The organism is Neptunicella plasticusilytica (genome assembly GCF_047922965.1).
In the GTDB taxonomy this organism is placed as follows: domain Bacteria; phylum Pseudomonadota; class Gammaproteobacteria; order Enterobacterales; family Alteromonadaceae; genus Neptunicella; species Neptunicella plasticusilytica.
The window spans coordinates 1986130-2007731 of sequence record NZ_CP150481.1 but is presented as its reverse complement, the minus strand read 5'-3'; the positions used below and the strand labels follow the sequence as shown (position 1 = coordinate 2007731).

The following is a 21602-nucleotide window of genomic DNA, read 5'->3' as shown; positions in this document are numbered from 1 at the left end:
GAACTATTTTTTTAGTTGAAACTCACGAACCGCTTTATTGTGTTGCTCCAGTGTTTCAGAAAACTGGTGGCTACCATCACCACGCGCAACAAAATAGAGTTCTTCGCTATTGTCCGGTTGTAATGCTGCATCAATAGCCAGCTTCCCCGGCATAGCAATAGGCGTAGGCGGTAAGCCTTTTATTTTGTAAGTATTGTACGGTGTTAACTGACGTAAGTCAGCCCGTCTGATATTACCGTCGAAGTTTTCTCCCAAGCCATAAATCACTGTAGGATCGGTTTGCAAACGCATATTTTTATCCAATCGATTCACAAACACGGCAGCAATACGCGGGCGTTCTTCAGGAACAGCCGTTTCCTTCTCGATAATCGATGCCATAATCAGCGCCTGGTAAGGTGACTGGTAAGGCAAATTGCCTTGTCGTTGCTGCCAGGCCTGCTGCAAATAGCTTTGCATGGCCTGGAACGCTTGCTCAATCAACTGTTGGCGCGAATAACCGTCGGTAAACCAGTAAGTATCTGGCATTAGCCAGCCTTCCAGCGAATCAGTACCAAGTTCAAATTGAGCGATTAACTGTTTATCCGAAGGAATCTCACCACTTAGTCGGGCCTGGTTATTTATTTGTTGCCGCCAATCCCGCCAGCGTAAACCTTCCACCAAGGTAATAGGAAAATGCACTTCCTTGCCCTGACGCAGCATATCCAGCAGCGACAACAATGGCATATTGGTTGACAGTTCATAAGTCCCGGATTTAATCGCGGCTAATTCGGGTTCTAGCTTAAACAACACTTTGGACCAGATTTGTTTTTCGAGTAACTGCTGTTTTGCCAACTGGTTAATCAAACCATGTGCTGTTTGACCCTTTTCTATTTTGATAATCATCGGCTGGGCATTAGCCAATACGGAATGCCTATAGTTCTGATACTGGTGATTCAGCAGCAAAGCTGACACTCCCACAAGTAGCGCCAATAGCAGATATATTTTAACCCGGGTCATAGGCTAAACCATCGCTGAAAGGTGCGTACATCGTCGATTACAAAGGTGTGCTGATTAAAATGGGTTACGGGTACAATTTTCATTAAGCTGTTACAGATAAACACCTCGGAAGCCTGTGACAATAGTTGATGGCGCGCACGTATTTCCTGTACTGCAATGCCCTGCTCGTGCATTTTATCGATAACCCGGTTACGCATAACGCCTGTCACGCCACTTTGCGTTAATTCAGGGGTAAACCAGATACCTTGCTGTTTCCAGAACAGGTTAGCTGCACCAGTTTCAACCATCATGCCGTCATTATCGCATACCAGTTGGTCGTCAAACTGGTTATCAGTAGTGTTTTGTTTTATCAACACCTGTTCAAGGCGGTTAAGATGCTTAATACCGGCCAACTTGGGCTGACAGGCTAGTGTGACTGGCGATAATCCCAGTCGAATACCTCGTTGTTGCCAATCGGTATAATGTGCCGGTTTGCTATGCCGTGTAATAATATAGCGAGGCAGTTGCTGTAGTGAAGCGGCATAACCGCGCCCACCGCTGCCACGGCTGATAATAATTTTTATAACAGAATCGGGATGTTGTTGACCAATGCACTCAACTTGCTGTTGCAGTTCCTGCCATTGGTTGAATTCAATTTGTAACGCCGAACAACTTTGCTGCAGACGTTGAAGATGTTGGAGCCAAAATTCGACTAGTCCATTACTGACCGCCATAGTAGTAAAACAACCATCACCGTATTGAACGGCGCGATCATCAAGAGGCACTAAACTGCTGGCGGTTCCATTAACAATCATATAAATAAAAGCCCGTCTTAAAACGGGCTTTATTAAATCAGGTTAAATCTTTTTAAACAACAACGAACCGTTGGTTCCACCAAATCCGAATGAGTTGCACAACGCGTATTCAAGTTTAACGTCACGCGCCGTGTGAGCTACATAATCCAGATCACAGCCTTCTCCCGGGTTATCCAAATTAATGGTGGGCGGCGCAACCTGATCTTGCAGGGCCAGCGCGGTGAAAATTGCTTCAATCGCGCCTGCAGCACCCAGTAAATGCCCCGTCATCGACTTGGTCGAACTGACCAGTACCGAACTGGCAGCAGAGCCAAATACTGACTTAACCGCACGGGTTTCAGCTATATCACCTGCCGGTGTTGAAGTGCCATGCGCATTAATATAACCAATTTGTTCAGGATTAACCTGGGCATCGTTTAGGGTATTAATCATTGCTTCCGCTGCACCTGCACCATCTTCCGGCGGTGAAGTCATATGATAGGCATCCCCGCTCATACCAAAGCCTACCAGTTCCGCATAGATTTTGGCACCGCGGGCTTTAGCATGCTCATATTCTTCCAGCATGACCACCCCGGCCCCTTCGCCCATGACAAAACCGTCGCGATCTTTATCCCAGGGACGACTGGCAGCCTGGGGATCATCATTTCGACCTGACAACGCTCTGGCCGCAGCAAAACCGCCTAAACCCAATGGCGTGATGGAAGCTTCGGCACCACCGGCCAACATCATGTCCGCATCACCATAGGCAATCGTTCTGGCACCAATACCAATATTGTGTACTCCCGTAGTACAGGCTGTCACAATATTCAGGTTTGGTCCTTTTAACCCTTCCATAATCGACAAAAAGCCGGAGATCATGTTGGTAATGGTCGACGGTACAAAAAACGGCGAAATTTTGCGTGGCCCGCTTTGCTTGAGTTTGTCGTGATTGGTTTCAATCAACCCTAATCCGCCAATACCGGAACCAATCGCCACACCAATTCGCTTGGCGTTTTTTTCAGTTACTTCAATTCCCGAGTCAGCCAATGCCTGTTTACCCGCGGCAATACCGTACTGGATAAACAAGTCCATTTTTTTGGTTTCTTTCTTGGGAATATAATCTTCCACATTAAAGTTTTTTAATGACCCGGCAAAATGTGTCGAAAATTCGCTGGTATCAAAATAACGGATCTCATCGATACCGCTTTGACCGTTTAAAATACCCTGCCAAGTTGAGCGGGTATCATTACCTAAAGGTGAAAGCATGCCAAGACCGGTTAAAACAACACGTCGTTTAGACACGTTAGCCTCCGTTATACACAAATAAAGGGTGAGTAGAATTCATATTTACCGACGTGTTCTGCTGATACAACAATAAATGTGTCCATTGAACCATTTCAACCTCGCGACATTTTTGTTCTCACAAAAACCGCAATGTGAATCATGACCGGATTAAACTGAGTGGAAGCAAAACGGCTCAGATTTGAGCCGTTTCTGGGATAATTAAGCGTCTTTGTGAGCGTTAATATAGTCAATCGCTGACTGAACTGTAGTGATTTTCTCAGCTTCTTCATCTGGAATTTCAGTATCAAACTCTTCTTCCAAAGCCATAACTAATTCAACTGTATCCAGAGAATCAGCTCCTAAATCATCAACAAAAGAGGCTTCTGATTTTACTTCTTCTTCTTTAACACCCAATTGTTCAACTATGATCTTGATTACGCGTTCTTCGATATTGCTCATAATAATTCTCGTTATACCTCAAAAATAAGGCTACTTGTTAAAGTGGCGGGTAGTGTATTCACCCTAACCAATCCTTGCAAGTCAGTGACTCGATTTTTTGGCTGGTCGAACCACAAATTAGCATATTTTGTTAAATTTGCACTTAATTTTATACCCGTTTGGGCTAATTCATGTACATGCCGCCATTCACATGCAGCGTTTCGCCGGTAATATAACCCGCTAAATCCGACGCCAAAAACGTTACTGCAGCAGCAATTTCTTTAGGATCGCCCAAGCGATTGGCCGGTATATCCTTGAAAATAGCTTGTTTTTGCTCATCGGTTAACGACTGCGTCATGTCGGTATCAATAAATCCCGGCGCCACTACGTTAACTGTTATACCGCGTGATGCGACTTCCCGAGCCATGGATTTACTAAAACCAATCACCCCGGCCTTGGCTGCCGCATAATTAGCTTGCCCGGCATTACCGGCAGAACCTACAACGGAGCCTATATTGATAATACGACCATAACGCTTTTTCATCATACCGCGCAATACCGCTTTGGATAATTTAAAAATCGAAGTCAGATTGGTTTGGATAATGTCCGCCCATTCTTCATCTTTCATGCGCATTAGCAGATTATCACGGGTAATACCGGCATTGTTGACCAGAATATCAATTTCGCCGTATTGGGCTTTAATATCGTCCAGTACCTGTTGCACCGAATCGGCGTCAGTAACATTTAACGCCATACCGGAGCCACTATTTGCCAAATAAGCCGAAATCGCTTTAGCGCCATTTTCAGTAGTTGCGGTACCAATTACTGTCGCGCCCTGAGCCGCCAATGATTCAGCAATAGCTTTACCGATACCGCGACTGGCACCCGTCACCAACGCAACTTTGTCAGTAAAATTCATTATTCATTTCCTTGTTGTAACGCTGCAGTTACTGTTTCAACAGTATTGATTGCGCTGCAATTGACGCTGGCATCAATACGTTTGCCCAAACCACTTAGCACTTTACCCGGTCCGATTTCAAACTGGTTGGTCGCACCGAGTTGCGCCAAAGACTGGACTGTTTCAGTCCAGCGTACCGGGCTATATAATTGGCGAACCAGTGCGCTTTTAATATTCTGCGCTGACATTTCCTGCTTCACATCCACATTATTTATCACCGGAATTTGCGGCGCGCTAAACTCTACATTTGCCAGGGCTTTTTCAAGCTGTTCGGCGGCGGGCAACATCAATGCACAATGGGATGGTACGCTCACAGGCAAAGGCAATGCACGTTTCGCACCGGCTTCTTTGCATAGTGCCCCGGCTCGCTCCACGGCTTCGACATGACCGGCAATCACGACTTGCCCTGGCGAATTAAAATTCACCGCAGACACAACCTGTTGTCCAGCAGCCTGCTGGCAACATTCAATCACTTTTTCGTCATCTAGACCGATAATAGCAAACATGCCTCCGGTTCCGGCTGGCACCGCCTGTTGCATATATTGGCCGCGTTGCTCGACTAACTTAACCGCATCCGCGAAAGATAAAACCCCTGCACAGACTAGAGCGGAATATTCCCCCAAGCTATGTCCGGCCAGATATTCAGGCTTACGGCCATTTAAATTCAGCCATACACGCCAAATAGCCACACTACTGGTCAGTAAGGCTGGTTGAGTGATATGGGTTGAATTCAGTTCTTCCGCAGGCCCCTGTTGCACCAGTTGCCATAAATCATAGCCTAATGTATCACTGGCTTCGGCAAAACATTGTTGAACTTCACTATATTGTTGAGCAAGATCGGCTAACATGCCGACAGACTGCGATCCCTGACCGGGAAACACAAAAGCTTGCATAAAAATCTCCTGATTAAACGATTTAAGCTGTAAATATTAGTAACGAACCAGGGCTGATGCCCAGGTAAAACCGCCACCAAAAGCTTCCAGCAACAAGTTTTGCCCGCGTTTGATGCGGCCATCCCGAATAGCAGTGTCCAATGCGGTTGGCACTGTTGCTGCGGAAGTATTACCAAATTGTTCCAGGGTCATCACCACCTGCTCCATTGGCATTTCAAGTTTTTTGGCGGTGGCTTTAATAATGCGGAAATTGGCCTGATGCGGAACCAGCCAATCCAGATCAGATTTTTGCATATTATTGGCAGCCAACGTCTGTTCAACGACTTCACTGAGTTTAGTGACTGCAACTTTAAATACTTCATTGCCTTTCATCACGCCCCAGTTTTCGTGTACGGACTGTTCCTGTCCGCGGGTTGGATTACCGACATAAAGTAAATCGCCATAAGAACCCGCCGCATGAATATGGGTGGATAAAATGCCAGGTTCTTCGCTGGCTTCAATAATAGTGGCTCCGGCGGCATCCCCGAACAGTATGACCATGGTACGATCATAAGGGTCAATTAAACGCGACAGGCAATCACTGCCCACCACAAGGATGCGCTTGCACATACCTGATTTAATAAATTGGTCGGCCACACTAAGTGCATAGCAATAACCGGCACAAGCCGCTGCAATGTCAAAGGCAGGAATACCGTCCAGCTCCATTTCTTTTTGAATATCACAGGCAGCACTGGGCAAAGACTTACCGTGACTGGTGGTGGCGCATAAAATCATATCGAGACTTTTTGGATCAATATCCGCCGCTTCAATTGCTTTTCGGGCGGCCTCTGCTCCCATAGAAGCGACAGTTTCATGTTCTCCGATTATGCGGCGCTGTTTAATACCAGTACGATCGGTAATCCACTGATCACTGGTATCGACCATCTTTTCCAGATCTTCGTTAGTACGGATCTGACTGGGATAGTAACTACCCGTGCCGATGATTTTTGAATACATATTGGGGGAGTTTCCTTATTATCGACTGGCTGGCCTGTAACAAAGCAAACCTAGCCAAGTGCAATTTCTATTTTATCTTTTATTTTCGCCGGAACTTGTCTGGATATTTCCTGCGTAGCTTCGCGAATGGCATATAAATAGGCATCGCTGGAGGCATTTCCATGGCTCTTGACCACAATTCCGCGCAATCCTATCAGACTAGCACCATTATACTGGTCGGGGTTCACTCTGGAGTAGATTTTTTTCAAGAAAGGCAACGCCAGTTTGGCCATAATTTTGGTCAGCAGACTTTTACCGGAGACGCGTTTAACTTCACCAATAACCAGTTTACCCAGGCCTTCACAGGCTTTTAGCGCGATATTGCCGACAAAACCGTCGGTCACAACCACATCCGCCCGGTTGCTGAAAATATCGTTGCCTTCCAGATAACCGATATAATTGATCCCTTCGGCATCAGACAATAGCTGGGCAGCATGTTTAACCCGGTCATTGCCTTTTATCTGTTCTTCACCCACATTTAGCAGCGCTACACGGGGTTTATTAATCCCTTCCACTTCTTCGGCCATTACCGAGCCCATCACCGCATACTGGAATAATATTTCTGAATTACATTCAACATTGGCGCCTAAATCCAGCAAATAAACTTTTTTATCGCTAATAGTCGGTAGCGCTGTGACCAGCGCCGGACGGTCAATACCAGGAAGTGTTTTTAATACGTAATAGGCATTTGTCATCAGCGCACCGGTATTGCCGGCACTGACGCAGGCTCCGGCTTTGCCCTGCTCGACCAGTTCTAGCGCACGGCGCATGGATGAGTCGGTTTTGTTGCGGATTGTTGCCGTAGGGCGTTCATCCATTTCCACGACTTGCGTACAATGTAAAATGCTGATTTGTTCTGAATGGGAAAAATGATTGTCCGACAGCGATTTTTCAATATCTGTCTGATTGCCACATAGAATGACACGTAATGCAGGATTTTCTCTGACCGCAGCAATGGCGGCAGGAATAGTAACAGGGGGACCAAAATCTCCCCCCATTACATCTAACGCTATCGTTAGCGTATTCAAGACAGGGCTCGCTTAGTCAGCGATAACCTTATTGCCTTTATAGAAACCATCTGCTGTAACATGGTGACGACGATGGGTCTCACCAGAGGTTGAATCCACAGACAAGGTCGCTCCAGTCAAAGCATCATGCGAACGACGCATGCCACGCTTTGAACGAGTTTTACGATTCTTTTGTACCGCCATTTACCTTACTCCTAATCTCGCTTAAGTTCTTTCAAAACCGCAAATGGGTTTGGTCGTTCATCGGCCGGTTCGATTTTTCCGAAACTCATATCTTTTTTACTGACATTGCAACTCTGTTCATCATGCAGGGCTACAATAGGCAAAGCCAATATTAATTCGTCTTCAAATAATTGAAGCAAATCGATTTCTCCATGGTCATTGACCTCTACCGGTTCGTAAACGTCCGGTAACTCTTCCAGATCATCTTTTGGCTTCACTGCACAGTAGCTAAAAGACAAATCCAGAGACTGAGTTAAAATTCCGTTACATCTCTGACAGATAAGTTCGACGGAAGTGCTGAGTGTACCGTTAAAAACGTTAAGTCCTTGCGCGTCTTTGCCAAACTTAACATCAATATCAACAAACTCTGCCGTTCCAGCGACTGCCTGATTTAACCTGACCATATCTGAACACAACATCACGCCCTGATAGTTTGAGCGTTGCGTTGCACTTTTAATAGGATCTAGCCGTAAAGGCAGTTTCACTTTCTGCATAGGGCGCGCATGATATAGGCTGACGGTGGTTGAGTCAAAGGAAAAATAGTATCACTAAAGGCTTAACAATGGTTTAAACCCGACACAGTTATTTGTAACATAGCGGAAATTCCATTTTAAGTTAGATTTAATGAAGATTGTTTTAGCTTCCACTTCCCCTTTTCGCAAATCTATGCTGGAAAAACTGCGTATTCCCTTTACTACTGCCAAACCGCAAGTAGACGAAAGTCCTTTGCAGGGAGAGTCAGCTATCGCGCTGGTGGAACGACTAGCAATAGCCAAAGCCAAAGCCATTGCAGATACGATAAATGACGGGTGGGTAATCGGTTCCGATCAAGTTGCCACCATTGATGGCGAGATATTGGGTAAACCGCACCATCATGACAATGCAATCAAGCAGTTGCAATTATGCAGTGGCAAAACAGTGCGCTTTGTTACCGGTTTATGTTTATATAATGCTGCGACTAAGGAATACCAGGCGCTGGTTGAGCCTTTCGATGTCAAATTCCGTTCTCTGACCGAACAGCAAATTGAACTCTATTTGCAAGCCGAACAGCCTTATAATTGTGCCGGCAGTTTTAAAAGTGAAGGGTTAGGCATTTGTTTATTTGAAGCACTACAAGGTAAAGATCCCAACACACTGATAGGGTTGCCATTGATAAGCTTAATAACACTTTTTGCGGAACAACAAATAGATCTGCTGGAATATATCCAATAACAGGTTTATACAGACCCTAGAGCCAATTGATCAAATCATCGACGCGATCAACAATGGTTAAGGGTCGATGTTTATGTAACTTTTCAGGTGGTTGAGCACCGTAACTAACTCCAATTCGCGGCATATCAATGGCTTCAGCCATTTTCATATCGTGCTCAGTATCGCCAATCATCACCGCATCCTGACTATCGATTCCCAATTCACTCAGAAGCTGCAGCAGCATATCCGGGCTGGGTTTGGATTCCGCTTCATCAGCACAACGTGAACTGGCAAAGTAGTGCTTTGCTCCCGTTACTTGCCAGACCTCATCTAGGCCACGGCGCAATTTTCCCGTTGCCACCGCCATTATCTGCTGGCGTTGTTGCAAAGTATCGAGCAATCCCAGGCTTCCATCAAACATAGGAGATGGTGTCTGGTTGCTAAATAAATATTCATCTCGATATAGATCCACCAATTGTTCCATTACCGGAGAATTGCCCAACGCAAAAATCCTGTCCAGCCCAATGCGCAAACTTAAGCCAATAATATCGTTAACTTGTTCATCACTGGGTTTAGTCAATCCAGCCCTTAATGCAGCATTTTGCACACTGGAAACAATTTTAGGCGTGGAATCCATTAAGGTTCCATCCCAGTCGAAAATAACCAGTTTGTATTTACCTGATATAGCTTGTTGCATACTTCTACTACTCGATATTGAATATTTAATGACTGAGGGTGAGTTTATCCAGTGTTTGTTGCAAGCTGACTTCCAACGGCGCAATAAAACTGACTTGCTTGCCTTCTTTGGGATGGATAAAGGCTATGCGGTAAGCGTGCAAGAAAAGACGTTTAAGCCCTATCGCCTGCATATGTTGCTCAAACGCCTTGTCGCCGTACTTATCATCACAGGCAATTGAATGCCCCGCATGTTGGCAATGCACCCTGATTTGATGGGTACGACCGGTAACCGGTGACGCTTCCACCAAAGTCGCATTTTCAAATTGTTGCAAAATGCGAAAACGGGTCTCCGAGGGTTTGCCTTCAGGATTAACAGATACCATTCTCTCGCCCGATTGCAGCACATTTTTTTGCAATGGAGCTTTCACTTTAAAACGATTTTCAGGCCATTGTCCGCTTACCAGCGCTTGATAACGCTTATCGACAGTTTTATCACGCAGTTGCTCATGCAAACTTTTTAACGCGGAACGCTTTTTAGCCACCAATAAAATTCCGGAGGTATCACGATCAAGCCGATGCACCAACTCCAGAAAACGTTGCTCTGGGCGCAGTGCTCTTAACGCTTCAATTAAACCAAAGCTTAAACCGCTGCCACCATGTACCGCCATACCTGAGGGTTTATTAACAACAATCAGTACATCATCTTCATAAATAATCTGTGACTCAAGCGCCGATACTTTGGTTAAGTTAGTAGAAGGTGGTTCATTTTCCTGGGCCACACGCACAGGCGGAATTCTGACCACATCATCAATCTGTAGCTTATATTCCGGCTTAATACGTTTTTTATTCACCCTGACTTCGCCTTTGCGCACAATACGATAAAGCATACTTTTGGGTACGCCCTTTAATTGTGTACGCAGGAAATTATCGATGCGCTGACCGGTCATTTCACTGTCTACAGTGATAAATTGAACTTTCTGATTAATTTCTTGTTTCATAGATTGAGAATTTTAACGCTTTTTAGAATACAAAGCTTTGATTTTTAATATCTTGCTTAAAAACAGTAATTAGTGAGATAATGCAGGGAATTACCGAGCAACGACTATACCGCCGGTAATCATGAAGATGTAAAACGAGGTGTAGAATTTATTTTTGCCGTTGCACTTGTCAACGTCGGCGCAAAGCGCTGGTAAAATATTGACAGTATAGAAAGCAACCATAAGCCGCCCGACATCTAAAAACGAAAAACTATTTAATTTTAGTAACGCCTTGATAGCCACCTGCACAAGAATATCAGGTAACAAGGTTGAGACGTTACGTTAATTGATTACTGATTCAGTTAACAAATAAGACTAATTTGGAAATACCCGGCTCGGATGAACTAAAATCTGGCCGGATATAATGTATAACTTGATAATGTAGTACTGCGGGCGACGATGATTGCCCGGATACAGCCGTGAGGCTGCATACCTGAATGCCTCCAAATTCGCCCTTCTGTGTCACTGCAATCGGTATCGATTTTAATTTATCGAGCCACAATATGAAAAGAATGTTAATTAATGCCACTCAACAAGAAGAGCTGCGTGTCGCTCTAGTTGACGGGCAAACCCTGTTTGATCTGGATATAGAAAGCCCTGGTCACGAACAAAAAAAAGCCAATATCTATAAAGGCAAGATCACTCGTGTAGAACCCAGTCTAGAAGCTGCGTTTGTTGATTATGGCGCTGACCGTCATGGATTCCTGCCGTTAAAAGAAATCGCCCGTAATTATTTCCCTAAAGGTTATACCTTTGAAGGACGTCCCAATATCCGTGACGTTATCAAAGAAGGCCAAGAAGTCATTGTGCAGATTGATAAAGAAGAACGCGGACAAAAAGGTGCCGCACTCACCACTTTTATCAGTTTAGCCGGTAGCTATTTAGTCCTGATGCCGAACAATCCTCGCGCTGGTGGTATTTCACGCCGCATTGAAGGTGACGAGCGAACTGATCTAAAACAGTCTCTTAGCAAACTGGAGTTGCCTAACGGTATGGGGCTTATTGTCCGTACTGCCGGTGTAGGTAAATCTTATGAAGAGCTGGCATGGGACTTAAATGTCCTTATCAATCATTGGGCCGCCATTGATGAAGCAGCCAACAGTCGCCCTGCCCCGTTCTTAATTCATCAGGAAAGCAACGTTATTGTTCGTGCTATCCGTGATTATTTACGTCGTGATATTGGCGAGATCCTGATCGATAAACAACGCGTTTTCGAGCAGGCTAAACAGCATATTGAATTAGTCAGACCTGATTTTATTAACCGTTTGAAGATGTATACCGGTGATGTACCGTTATTCAGCCACTATCAGATTGAAAGTCAAATTGAATCTGCATTCCAGCGCGAAGTGCGTTTACCTTCAGGTGGTTCAATCGTTATTGACCCCACAGAAGCCTTAACTTCTATCGATATCAACTCGGCCCGCGCCACAAAAGGCGGTGATATAGAAGAAACGGCATTGAATACAAACCTGGAAGCCGCCGATGAGATCGGTCGTCAGTTGCGTTTACGTGACCTGGGTGGACTGTTGGTCATTGACTTTATTGATATGACTCCCGTCCGTCATCAACGCGAAGTAGAAAACCGCATGAAAGAAGCGGTTGCCCACGATCGTGCCCGAGTGCAGTTAGGCCGCATTTCTCGTTTTGGTTTATTGGAAATGTCTCGTCAACGTTTGCGTCCATCATTAGGAGAGTCATCCCATAATGTTTGCCCACGTTGTGACGGTCACGGCACGGTGCGTGGAACCGAATCTTTGGCGCTATCTATTTTAAGGCTACTGGAAGAAGAATCGCTAAAAGGCAATACACGCCAGATTGAAGCGCAGTTACCGGTAGATGTGGCGACCTACTTATTAAATGAAAAACGTCGCTCTATTCGAGGTATCGAAAAAAGCCAGAATGTTGAGCTAATTATCATTCCTAATCCGAATATGGAAACCCCCCATTACAAGGTAACCCGTCTGAAAGCTGACGAAGTCAGTGACGAATTAAGTTACCACCGTAATCTGGTGGAAGCCCCCTCACTGGATAGCGGACGTTCAAGTAGTGAGCCAGTTAAACGCGAACAGCCAGCTTTGCAAGGTATCGTGGCACCGACTAAAGCAGCTCCTGTGGCTCAAGCACCAGTAACGCCAGCCAAAGCGTCAATCTGGACTAAACTGGTTGACTCGATTAAAGCCGCCTTTGCTGCAGAGCCTGAGGCGCCGGTTAAAACTGAAACGCGCAATACCCGCTCCAAGCAGGAACGTTCCGGAAACCGGAAACCTCGTAACGAGCGAAATAATCGCAACCGTAACAACAAGGGTGAAAGAGCACCGAGAGAGCGTCAGGCAACGCCCAAAAATCAGCCCGACAAAAATCAGGCTAGCAAAAACCGGGACGAGCAAAAACCGCGTCAGTCAGCCAAGAAAACCAATGATGCAGCGAGTAAACCGGCTAAAGAAGAAAAGGTTGCTGAAAGACGTAAGCGTCGCGACTCACGTCGAAATGTGCGCGTAGAGAACAATCCGCCAGCTGAAGTCAATGAACAGGCATTAGCAACGGCTGTTGAGTCTCCGTCAGAACCAGTTCCGGTCGAACCTAAAACTGATCAGCAACCGCCAGCTCAAGTTCAAGCAGAAGAACATGACACTGAAAACCGCAGCCGTTCACGTCGTTCACCCCGCCATATGAGAGCGGCTGGACAACGTCGTAAAAAAGACAAGGAAGAAGATAACGCTGAAAATGGCTCTATAGATAATGCCGATAGTAGCAAGGCCGAATCTTCAGCTCCTTTACAAGAAGAGCTACAGTATGATTTGTTACACAGCGACAAACCTGCTGCTGAAAAAGACGACGCGACTGAAACCTCAGGAAAATCCAATCTGAACGGGGAAACGACGGACAAACCCGTCCAAACCAAGGCAGGTAAGCCTAAAGCCGTCAAAGAGAAGCCACAGCAAGTAGAGATTTCTCTGGAAGATGATACCTCAGAAGCTAAAGTTTCGGATCAGAAAGCCGAGCCTGAAGAATCAGAGAAACCGAAAGCTAAGGCAAAACCGAGAAAAACCGCAACAAAGAAAGCGACGATAGAAACCGACCAAGAGTCTCCGGCTATTTATGTAAAAATGCCGGTATTCAGCGTTTCGCATCCAATGGCCAAACCAGTAGAAATCTCCAGTGAATTTACCGATATTAACATTGCGGCGATTGATGATGAAAAGCGCCCTGCTATCGCAATTTCGGGTAAAGCGGCGGCAATATTAAGTTTGTCAGCCAAAGCTGACGCTCCAATGACCAAACCTGGTGCATAAGCTAGAAGCAAACTAAAGCCTTAAAAAAAGGCTGCCTTTATAGGCAGCCTTTTTTATAGGGCTCAATCTGAGTGATAAGTTTTATGCCAGAGACCGGTTAATCTCGATAAGGGTTTGTAACGGGTTTTCAGAGCGAGTAATAGGCCGTCCAATTACCATGTAATCGACTCCAACGGCTAACGCATCCCGAGGTGTCATAATCCGTTGCTGGTCATCCGCTGTCGATCCTGCTGGTCTTATTCCTGGCGTGACTAATTCAAAATCATGGCCCAGCCTGGTTTTCAGCATACTCGCTTCATGCGCGGAACAGACCACACCATCCAACCCACTACCGTTGGCCAAAGAGGCCAAACGCATAACCTGCTCTGCCACTGGGATATCCAGACCGATTTCTGCCAGATCATTTTGAGCCATGCTGGTCAGGACGGTAACACCAATTAGCTTAGGGCGCTGAGAGCCAAAGTTATCCAATGCTTCGACCGTTGTTTCCATCATTTTACGCCCACCGCTGGCATGTACATTTACCATCCATACCCCCATATCTGCTGCGGCAATACAGGCTTTGGCAACAGTGTTAGGAATATCGTGGAATTTCAGATCAAGAAAAACATCAAAACCCTTTTTGATCAGAATTGACACGAAAGCTGGACCAAAATGGGTAAACATCTCCTTCCCTACCTTTAAACGGCATTGAGAGGGTTCAATTTTACTGACAAATTCCAGTGCTTTCTGTTGCTGATTAAAATCCAGAGCGACTATGATTTTTTTACTCATTTTATTCTCCATCCAATCCTTTAATTGGCTTCACTACACCCCATTTTTTGCACGATGGACATAACCAATGTACGCTTCTGCCAGAAAAACCGCAGCTAACACAACGAAATTTAGGGCGACGGGTAATTTGCTCTTCAACCAGCTCCTGTAACATTTTCAGACTTCCCATACTGCCTTCCTGCGAACTGGAATGCATATACAAGTTCAACAATTCCTTAAACCCCTTCATAGTAGGACTCTTGCGCAATTGTTGAAATAGAAAATCGGCGGCATCTTTTTCAGATAACTGGCGAGTCATCAAACGACTCTTTGCCAAATAGGCAGTGGCGCATTGCTGCCAGTACTGTTCGAGCAGATCTTCAAACTTTTGCCAGTCTCCGGTGGATTCAGCACTTTTTTCTAGCAACGGCACAGCTTCACTGAGCCAGGTAATATCCCGCTTGGGTACTTCAATCAAGTACTCGAAAGCCTGTTCAAACTGTTCCTGTTCAATACTGATGGCCCCCAACATCAACCAGGGCCTGACAGCATGTTCATCAGACAATATGGCTTTTTGCAACAAGATCTCAACCTGCGGTAAATTGCCGTTATTCAGCTCAATATTGGCTTGTTCACAGTAAAAGTGCGCTACTCTCTGGCACAATTCTTCGCTGTCACCGTGACATTCAACCATCTTTTCAGCCAGTTCAATGGCCCGGTCCCATTCTTTAGTCGTTTGATAGATATTAAATAATTGCTGCTGAGCTTCGAGATAAAACTTGTCGCTATCAAGTAATTGCAAAAAAGCATTTTCGGCACGCTCCAGAAATCCGGATAAAATATAATCACGTCCCAGCTCTTTAAGCGCTAACGCCTTTTGATCACTTGCCAGTTCTTCGCGAGAAACCAGATTCTGATGAATCCGGATGGCCCTGTCCAGCTCGCCACGATGACGGAAAAAATTGCCCATAGCGATGTGGGTTTCTACTGTGCCGGTATTCACATCTATCATTTTGATCAGGATATCAACGGCTTTATCCGGTTGATCAGACAGCAGGAAATTCAGTCCTTTATAGTAATGGCGAGATAAAATACGCGACTGTTTGCGCTGTGCCTGACGTACACTATTGCGTCCCATCACCCAACCGTAACCGGCAGCAACTGGTAGCAACAAAAATAGTAGCTCCAGCATATCAGGCCTGATTTTGCTTATTTAAACGAGCGAGCTGTTTATGCAAACGGGTTACCTTCCATTTAAGGCGAAGAATGTAACCGAGACACAGTATCAGGCAGATAACGATACCGATGAAAATACACAGCGCTATCACTGTGGATAGATGCATTTGCGTGGCGGCGATAATGTAATTGACGCTAACCAACTGTTCATTTTGCGCTCCTACGGCAATCGCCACGAGCAAAACCATCACAATAACAAGTACGCTGATCAGAGTTTTCAATTTCACCTCATTATAGGATCTATTTATCTTTCATCTTCTCCAGTTATTAAGAAGGTGAAAGATAAACAGCCCTAGTACAGATATAAAAAAACGGCATCCTACCGGAATGCCGTTTATTATAATACCAATCCATGGTGATAAGTGCACTCTCAGTGAGAATTTAACACTAGGATTGATATAACTATTTTTAAGCGATTAATGAGTCAGATTTTCATTCACCCGTTCACGTAATTCTTTTCCGGGCTTGAAATGAGGGACATATTTTCCATCCAATTTAACTGTTTCACCGGTTTTAGGATTGCGTCCCACTCTAGGGGCTCTGAAGTGCAGTGAAAAACTGCCAAAGCCCCTTATTTCAATACGCTCACCTTTTTGTAAAGTCTGAGCCATTTGTTCGAGCATTTCCTTAACAGCACTTTCTACTTCCTTGGCTGGAAGTTGTTGCGCTTTAGCCGCTAATCGTTCAATTAACTCGGATTTGGTCATATTCACCTCAGCGTATCAATCAATAAAAATCAGTATAGGATAGCCTATAAATAAAAGGGAGCATTTAAGCTCCCTTGAGTTGATTACTCTTCGCCTTTAGCGGCTTTGAAAGCTTCAGCAAACGCGTTTGCGAATCCAACTTCTTCCTGTTGGTTCACTTTTTCAATTGCATCTTTATCGTCCGCTTGATCTTTTGCCTTAACAGACAAATTGATTACGCGGTTTTTGCGATCAACACCAACATATTTGGCTTCGATTTCTTCGCCTTCCTTAACGACAGTTGAAGCATCTTCAACACGGTCACGGGAAAGGTCAGCTACACGAACATAACCTTCAACTTCTTCAGCCAGAAGTACGGTTACACCTTTAGCATCAACTGCAGTCACCTTACCGGTAACGATAGCACCTTTCTTGTTATCTGTCAGATACTTATTAAACGGATCTTCGTCGATCTGTTTAACACCAAGAGAGATACGCTCACGCTCTGGATCAACCTGTAGAACGATAGCTTCGATTTCATCACCTTTCTTGTATTCACGTACTGCATCATCTCCGGTTTTGTTCCAGGAAATGTCAGATAAGTGAACCAGTCCGTCAATGCCACCGTCAAGGCCAATGAAGATACCGAAATCAGTGATTGACTTGATCTTACCAGTAACTTTGTCACCTTTGTTATGAGTGGTTGAGAACTCTTCCCAAGGGTTCATCTTGCACTGTTTCAGGCCCAGTGAAATACGACGACGCTCTTCGTCAATCTCAAGTACCATAACCTCGACAGAGTCGCCCAGGTTAACCACTTTAGAAGGATGAATATTTTTGTTAGTCCAATCCATTTCTGAAACGTGAACCAAACCTTCAACACCGTCTTCGATTTCTACGAAACAACCGTAATCTGTCAGGTTAGTTACCTGACCGGTAATTTTGGCACCTTCTGGATAACGTTCCGCAATTTCTTGCCAAGGATCGCTACCCATCTGCTTCATACCCAGAGAAACACGTTGCTTGTCCTTGTCGAATTTCAGGATCTTAACGTTGATTTCGTCACCCACACTAACCACTTCAGCCGGGTTCTTGACACGTTTCCAGGCCATATCAGTGATGTGCAACAAACCGTCAACACCACCTAAATCAACGAATGCACCGTAGTCAGTCAGGTTCTTAACGATACCTTTCACTTCCATGCCTTCGTCAAGGTTAGCCAGCAATTCATCACGCTCTGCACTGCTTTCAGCTTCGATAACTGCACGGCGAGATACCACAACGTTGTTGCGTTTTGCGTCTAGCTTGATTACTTTAAATTCCAGTTCTTTGCCTTCCAGGTGCGTTGTATCGCGTACCGGACGAACATCGACTAAAGAACCTGGCAGGAATGCACGTACTGCATTCACTTCAACCGTAAAGCCGCCTTTAACTTTACCGTTAATAATTCCGATAATAGTGGATTTTTCTTCGTAAGCTTTTTCCAGCTCACCCCAAGCTTCGTGACGTTTTGCTTTTTCACGAGACAGGATTGTTTCACCGAAGCCATCTTCTACCGCATCCAGAGCAACGTCAACAACGTCACCAACGGCGATTTCAAGCTCACCTTCTGCATTTCTGAATTGTTCAGTTGGGATCGCACTTTCAGATTTTAATCCCGCGTCCACTAATACGATATCTTTATCGATACCAACAACAGTACCTTTAACAATGGCACCTGGACGGGTTTCAAGTTCTTTTAAACTTTCTTCAAATAGTTGAGCAAAATTTTCAGTCATGGTTGATTAGTTTCATCTTTTTGACATCCACAATGCAATCCAGCGAATGTGGGGTTGTTCTAATAAGCCTGTTTCATCCTGAAACAAGCAGGTTTCCTACTTTACTACGGTCTTTCTCTAACAAATTCTACAACAGAATCAAGCACTTGTTGGATACTCATATCTGTAGAGTCCAATACAAGTGCATCTTCCGCAGGAACCAGTGGCGCGATAGCGCGTTGGGTATCCCGCTCATCTCTTGCTTTTATATCCAGCAAAAGGTTGTCAATGCTAACACTGCGCCCCGCGGCTTTCAACTGGTTGAAGCGCCTGGCCGCCCGCTCTTCAGCACTGGCAGTTAAAAATATTTTTGCTTTTGCATTAGGGAACACCACGGTGCCCATATCACGACCATCAGCAACCAATCCGGGCATTTCCCGAAATGCTCTCTGACGACGCAGCAATGCTTCACGAACGGTAGGAATAGAAGCTACTTTAGAAGCGAAGGCTCCAACCTCTTCGGTACGGATTAGTTCGCTAACGTCTTCCCCTTCCAATATGACCTTGCAACCATTTTCATGACTGACAAAGTTGACATCCAGTCCTGACGCCAGTGGCACCAGTCCCTGTTCGTCATTCGCTTCTATTTTGTGGTGCATCGCAGCTATCGCCAAAACCCGATACAACGCGCCACTATCCAGAAATTGCCACCCTAAATGCTTTGCCAGTAACGCACTGACAGTGCCCTTCCCAGCACCACTTGGTCCATCTATCGTAATAACAGGGACAGTTTCTAACATAGAATCGAGACTCCGTTATTCCACTAATAGTTTAAAATTCGCGCGGTATTATACGCATAAACAGCCAGATAGCAATCTAACTATTTGCACGTATAAGCCGCAGCTCGTGTATATTTTGGTCGTTATTTAATACTGATTGATGACAAACGCTGGAAATAATCAGGAAAGGTTTTGGCGGTACAGCCCGGATCATTGATAATAACCGCCGTATTGCCCAGTGCAACAAGAGAGAAGCACATCGCCATACGGTGGTCATCATACGTATCAATAGCGGCCAGTTTCAGCTCGTCTGTGGGTGTGATTTCAATATAGTCCTCACCTTCAACAACCTCTGCACCGACTTTGCGTAACTCGGTGGCCATTGCAGCTAGTCTATCGGTTTCTTTTAAACGCCAGGTGTAGATATTGCTGATCTTAGTGGGGCCGTTGGCAAACAATGCTGTGGTAGCTATGGTCATTGCCGCATCGGGGATATGATTCATATCCAAATCCACACCATGCAGTGCACGACCTTCGACTTCAATATAATCATCCCCCCAATGGATAGCAGCTCCCATTTTTTCCAGCACATCAGCAAAACGGATGTCGCCCTGAATGCTGTTTTTCCCCACCCCGGTCACTTTTACTGTACCGCCTTTAATTGCGCCTGCGGCCAGAAAATAGGAGGCCGAAGAAGCATCCCCTTCAACCAAAAACTCTCCCGGAGATTGATATTGTTGGCCTGCTTTTACTACAAAGCTTTGATACTGGTGATTTTCAACCTCGACGCCGAACTGTTGCATGATATGCAAGGTAATATCAATATAAGGCTTGGACACCAGTTCACCCTGGATCTGGATTTCGCAATCACGATTAAATAAGGGGGCGGCCATCAGCAAGGCGGTTAAAAACTGGCTGGATAACGTGCCATCCACTTTAATCACCCCGCCCTGCAGCGCCTTACCGGTAATTTTAACAGGGACGAAACCGTTACTTTTTAAATAGTCAATTTTCGCCCCGGCCGATTTTAACGCTTCGATTAATGGCTGGATAGGACGTTCTTCCATTCTGGGTTCGCCCACTATAGTGAACTCGCCTTGGGAAACGGCTAATGCGGCACATAGGGGTCTGACTGCGGTTCCCGCATTACCTAAAAACAGTTCTAATGGTTCCGCTGTATTAAAGGGCCCGGCGTTGCCCTGCAACCAACATTGGGTTTTATCATCGGACAAACGATATTGAATACCAAGTTTACTCAGCGCATTTAACATATGGCGTATATCATCGCTATCCAGTAAGTTGGTTAAATGTGTTTCTCCCTCGGCCAACGCCGCCAACAATAAGGCGCGATTGGATAAACTTTTAGAGCCTGGCACATTCACCGTGCCGTCAACTTTACTAATAGGCTCCAATTTCAATGATTCCACTATCCCATTCTCCTGCTAAAATCCTGCATAAATTCGGTTAAGGCGATAACCCCTTCAATTGGCATCGCGTTATAAATACTGGCCCGCATGCCACCAACAGAACGATGACCTTTTAACGCCAGCAATCCGGCGCCTTGAGCCTGATGTAAAAACGCGTTATCCAGTTCAGGATCGGCTAATTGAAACGGCACATTCATTTTTGATCTGAATTCAAGGCTGACGTTATTATGGTAAAAATCGTTCTGGTCAATCGTCTGATACAACAAACGCGCTTTTTGCGTATTGAGTTCCGCCATTTTGGCGACCCCACCCTGCTGCTTTAACCACTTAAAGACGAGTCCGGCCAAATACCAGGCAAAAGTCGGTGGCGTATTAAACATCGAATCATTTTGAGCCTGCAAAGCATAATTCAAAATTGACGGAGTTTCTTGCCTGGCCCTGTCGAGCAAATCATCCCTGACAATCACCACCGACAACCCCGACGGACCGATATTCTTTTGCGCTCCGGCATAAATTACCCCAAAGCGATCCACATCGATTTCACGGGATAATATATTGGAGGACATGTCGACGACGAGTGGCACCTTTCCTGTGTCCGGTATCTGATTAATCTCCAGACCATCGACAGTTTCATTGGAACAATAGTGAAAATAGGCTGCATCGGGATTTAATTGCCAACTGGATTGGGCTGGCATGCGCATTTTGCCATTTTCGACTATCGGAGCGGCCACTATGGAAACACAAAGGTATTTCTGCGCTTCCTGTACTGCTGAGTCTGACCATGAACCGCTGAGCAAATAATCGGCATGTTGTTTGGCACAGGATAGATTCATTGGAACGGCAGCAAATTGTCCTCGTCCACCACCATGACAAAACAACACCTGATAATTATCCGGTACTGACAGTAAATCACGTAAATCCTGTTCGGCCTGTTTGGCGACCTGAATAAAAGCCTCACTGCGATGGCTAATTTCCATCACCGAACAACCTTGCTGTTGCCAATCAAGCATTTCCTGTTGGGCCTTGCGCATCACCTCAGCGGGTAACATCGCGGGGCCAGCACAAAAATTATAGGCATTTAACATCACTATCCTGCTCTCAAAACAAAACGAGTGGCTTGCGCCACTCGTTAACTACT

Annotated in this window: 22 protein-coding genes; 2 read left to right on the top strand and 20 right to left on the bottom strand. The window is 45.4% G+C overall.

Annotation, left to right across the window (positions count from 1 at the left end):
- Positions 1–3 precede the first annotated feature (3 nt).
- The 10 genes from mltG to yceD form a co-directional block, all read right to left on the bottom strand.
- Entirely contained in the window at positions 4–996 is a 993-nt protein-coding gene (mltG, locus tag V1467_RS08810; protein ID WP_416308423.1) for an endolytic transglycosylase MltG, read from the bottom strand.
- A complete protein-coding gene (pabC, locus tag V1467_RS08805; RefSeq protein ID WP_416308422.1) occupies positions 993–1790 on the bottom strand; it encodes an aminodeoxychorismate lyase in 798 nt (265 codons plus the stop codon). Before pabC ends, mltG begins: the two co-directional genes overlap by 4 nt.
- Before the next feature lie 42 nt (positions 1791–1832).
- Positions 1833–3071 (bottom strand): beta-ketoacyl-ACP synthase II, encoded by a 1239-nt coding sequence (gene fabF, locus V1467_RS08800; protein ID WP_416308421.1) that lies wholly within the window; start codon positions 3069–3071, stop codon positions 1833–1835.
- A 201-nt stretch (positions 3072–3272) separates the two neighbouring features.
- A complete protein-coding gene (gene acpP / locus V1467_RS08795) occupies positions 3273–3512 on the bottom strand; it encodes an acyl carrier protein (RefSeq protein WP_062479413.1) in 240 nt (79 codons plus the stop codon).
- Between the two features lie 163 nt (positions 3513–3675).
- Positions 3676–4410, bottom strand: coding sequence for a 3-oxoacyl-ACP reductase FabG (gene fabG / locus V1467_RS08790; protein ID WP_416308420.1), 735 nt, complete (start codon positions 4408–4410; stop codon positions 3676–3678).
- Positions 4410–5342 carry an ACP S-malonyltransferase gene (fabD, locus tag V1467_RS08785; protein WP_416308419.1) on the bottom strand — a complete coding sequence of 311 codons (933 nt, stop codon included), beginning with the start codon at positions 5340–5342 and terminating at the stop codon, positions 4410–4412. Before fabD ends, fabG begins: the two co-directional genes overlap by 1 nt.
- 36 nt (positions 5343–5378) lie before the next feature.
- Positions 5379–6338, bottom strand: a complete 960-nt coding sequence (locus V1467_RS08780; protein ID WP_416308418.1) for a beta-ketoacyl-ACP synthase III — start codon at positions 6336–6338, stop codon at positions 5379–5381.
- 50 nt (positions 6339–6388) lie between these two features.
- Complete coding sequence (gene plsX, locus V1467_RS08775; protein ID WP_416308417.1) at positions 6389–7405, bottom strand: phosphate acyltransferase PlsX; 1017 nt, start codon at positions 7403–7405, stop codon at positions 6389–6391.
- 12 nt (positions 7406–7417) lie between these two features.
- Entirely contained in the window at positions 7418–7588 is a 171-nt protein-coding gene (gene rpmF / locus V1467_RS08770; RefSeq protein ID WP_416308416.1) for a 50S ribosomal protein L32, read from the bottom strand.
- Positions 7589–7599: 11 nt separating this feature from the next.
- Positions 7600–8121 carry a 23S rRNA accumulation protein YceD gene (gene yceD, locus V1467_RS08765; RefSeq protein ID WP_416308415.1) on the bottom strand — a complete coding sequence of 174 codons (522 nt, stop codon included), beginning with the start codon at positions 8119–8121 and terminating at the stop codon, positions 7600–7602.
- A gap of 130 nt (positions 8122–8251) precedes the next feature.
- Between yceD and V1467_RS08760 the strand changes: the two genes are divergently transcribed.
- Positions 8252–8839, top strand: a complete 588-nt coding sequence (locus tag V1467_RS08760; RefSeq protein WP_416308414.1) for a Maf family protein — start codon at positions 8252–8254, stop codon at positions 8837–8839.
- A gap of 16 nt (positions 8840–8855) precedes the next feature.
- Here V1467_RS08760 and V1467_RS08755 read toward each other — a convergent pair whose 3' ends face one another.
- Together V1467_RS08755 and rluC are read right to left on the bottom strand one after the other, a co-directional pair.
- Positions 8856–9515, bottom strand: coding sequence for an HAD family hydrolase (locus V1467_RS08755; protein ID WP_416308413.1), 660 nt, complete (start codon positions 9513–9515; stop codon positions 8856–8858).
- A 25-nt stretch (positions 9516–9540) separates the two neighbouring features.
- A complete protein-coding gene (rluC, locus tag V1467_RS08750) occupies positions 9541–10494 on the bottom strand; it encodes a 23S rRNA pseudouridine(955/2504/2580) synthase RluC (RefSeq protein WP_416308412.1) in 954 nt (317 codons plus the stop codon).
- A gap of 542 nt (positions 10495–11036) precedes the next feature.
- On the opposite strand from rluC, the gene rne reads away from it, so the two are divergent.
- A complete protein-coding gene (rne, locus tag V1467_RS08745) occupies positions 11037–13826 on the top strand; it encodes a ribonuclease E (RefSeq protein ID WP_416308411.1) in 2790 nt (929 codons plus the stop codon).
- Between the two features lie 81 nt (positions 13827–13907).
- Here the strand turns inward: rne and pyrF are convergent, their stop codons facing one another.
- The 8 genes from pyrF to serC all read right to left on the bottom strand — a co-directional run bounded on the left by pyrF (position 13908) and on the right by serC (position 21549).
- Positions 13908–14612 carry an orotidine-5'-phosphate decarboxylase gene (gene pyrF, locus V1467_RS08740; RefSeq protein ID WP_416308410.1) on the bottom strand — a complete coding sequence of 235 codons (705 nt, stop codon included), beginning with the start codon at positions 14610–14612 and terminating at the stop codon, positions 13908–13910.
- Positions 14602–15771, bottom strand: a complete 1170-nt coding sequence (gene lapB, locus V1467_RS08735; RefSeq protein ID WP_416308409.1) for a lipopolysaccharide assembly protein LapB — start codon at positions 15769–15771, stop codon at positions 14602–14604. Before lapB ends, pyrF begins: the two co-directional genes overlap by 11 nt.
- Position 15772: 1 nt before the next feature.
- On the bottom strand, positions 15773–16036 hold the full coding sequence (locus V1467_RS08730; protein WP_416308408.1) for a LapA family protein: 264 nt from the start codon (positions 16034–16036) through the stop codon (positions 15773–15775).
- Positions 16037–16231: 195 nt separating this feature from the next.
- Positions 16232–16522: an integration host factor subunit beta gene (gene ihfB, locus V1467_RS08725; protein ID WP_416308407.1), complete on the bottom strand. Its 291-nt coding sequence runs from the start codon at positions 16520–16522 to the stop codon at positions 16232–16234.
- Positions 16523–16605: 83 nt separating this feature from the next.
- Positions 16606–18279 carry a 30S ribosomal protein S1 gene (gene rpsA, locus V1467_RS08720; protein WP_416308406.1) on the bottom strand — a complete coding sequence of 558 codons (1674 nt, stop codon included), beginning with the start codon at positions 18277–18279 and terminating at the stop codon, positions 16606–16608.
- A gap of 104 nt (positions 18280–18383) precedes the next feature.
- On the bottom strand, positions 18384–19058 hold the full coding sequence (cmk, locus tag V1467_RS08715) for a (d)CMP kinase (RefSeq protein WP_416308405.1): 675 nt from the start codon (positions 19056–19058) through the stop codon (positions 18384–18386).
- A 122-nt stretch (positions 19059–19180) separates the two neighbouring features.
- Positions 19181–20464: a 3-phosphoshikimate 1-carboxyvinyltransferase gene (gene aroA / locus V1467_RS08710; protein ID WP_416308404.1), complete on the bottom strand. Its 1284-nt coding sequence runs from the start codon at positions 20462–20464 to the stop codon at positions 19181–19183.
- Positions 20464–21549 carry a 3-phosphoserine/phosphohydroxythreonine transaminase gene (gene serC / locus V1467_RS08705; protein WP_416308403.1) on the bottom strand — a complete coding sequence of 362 codons (1086 nt, stop codon included), beginning with the start codon at positions 21547–21549 and terminating at the stop codon, positions 20464–20466. The genes aroA and serC overlap by 1 nt, the downstream gene beginning before the upstream one ends.
- Positions 21550–21602 lie beyond the last annotated feature (53 nt).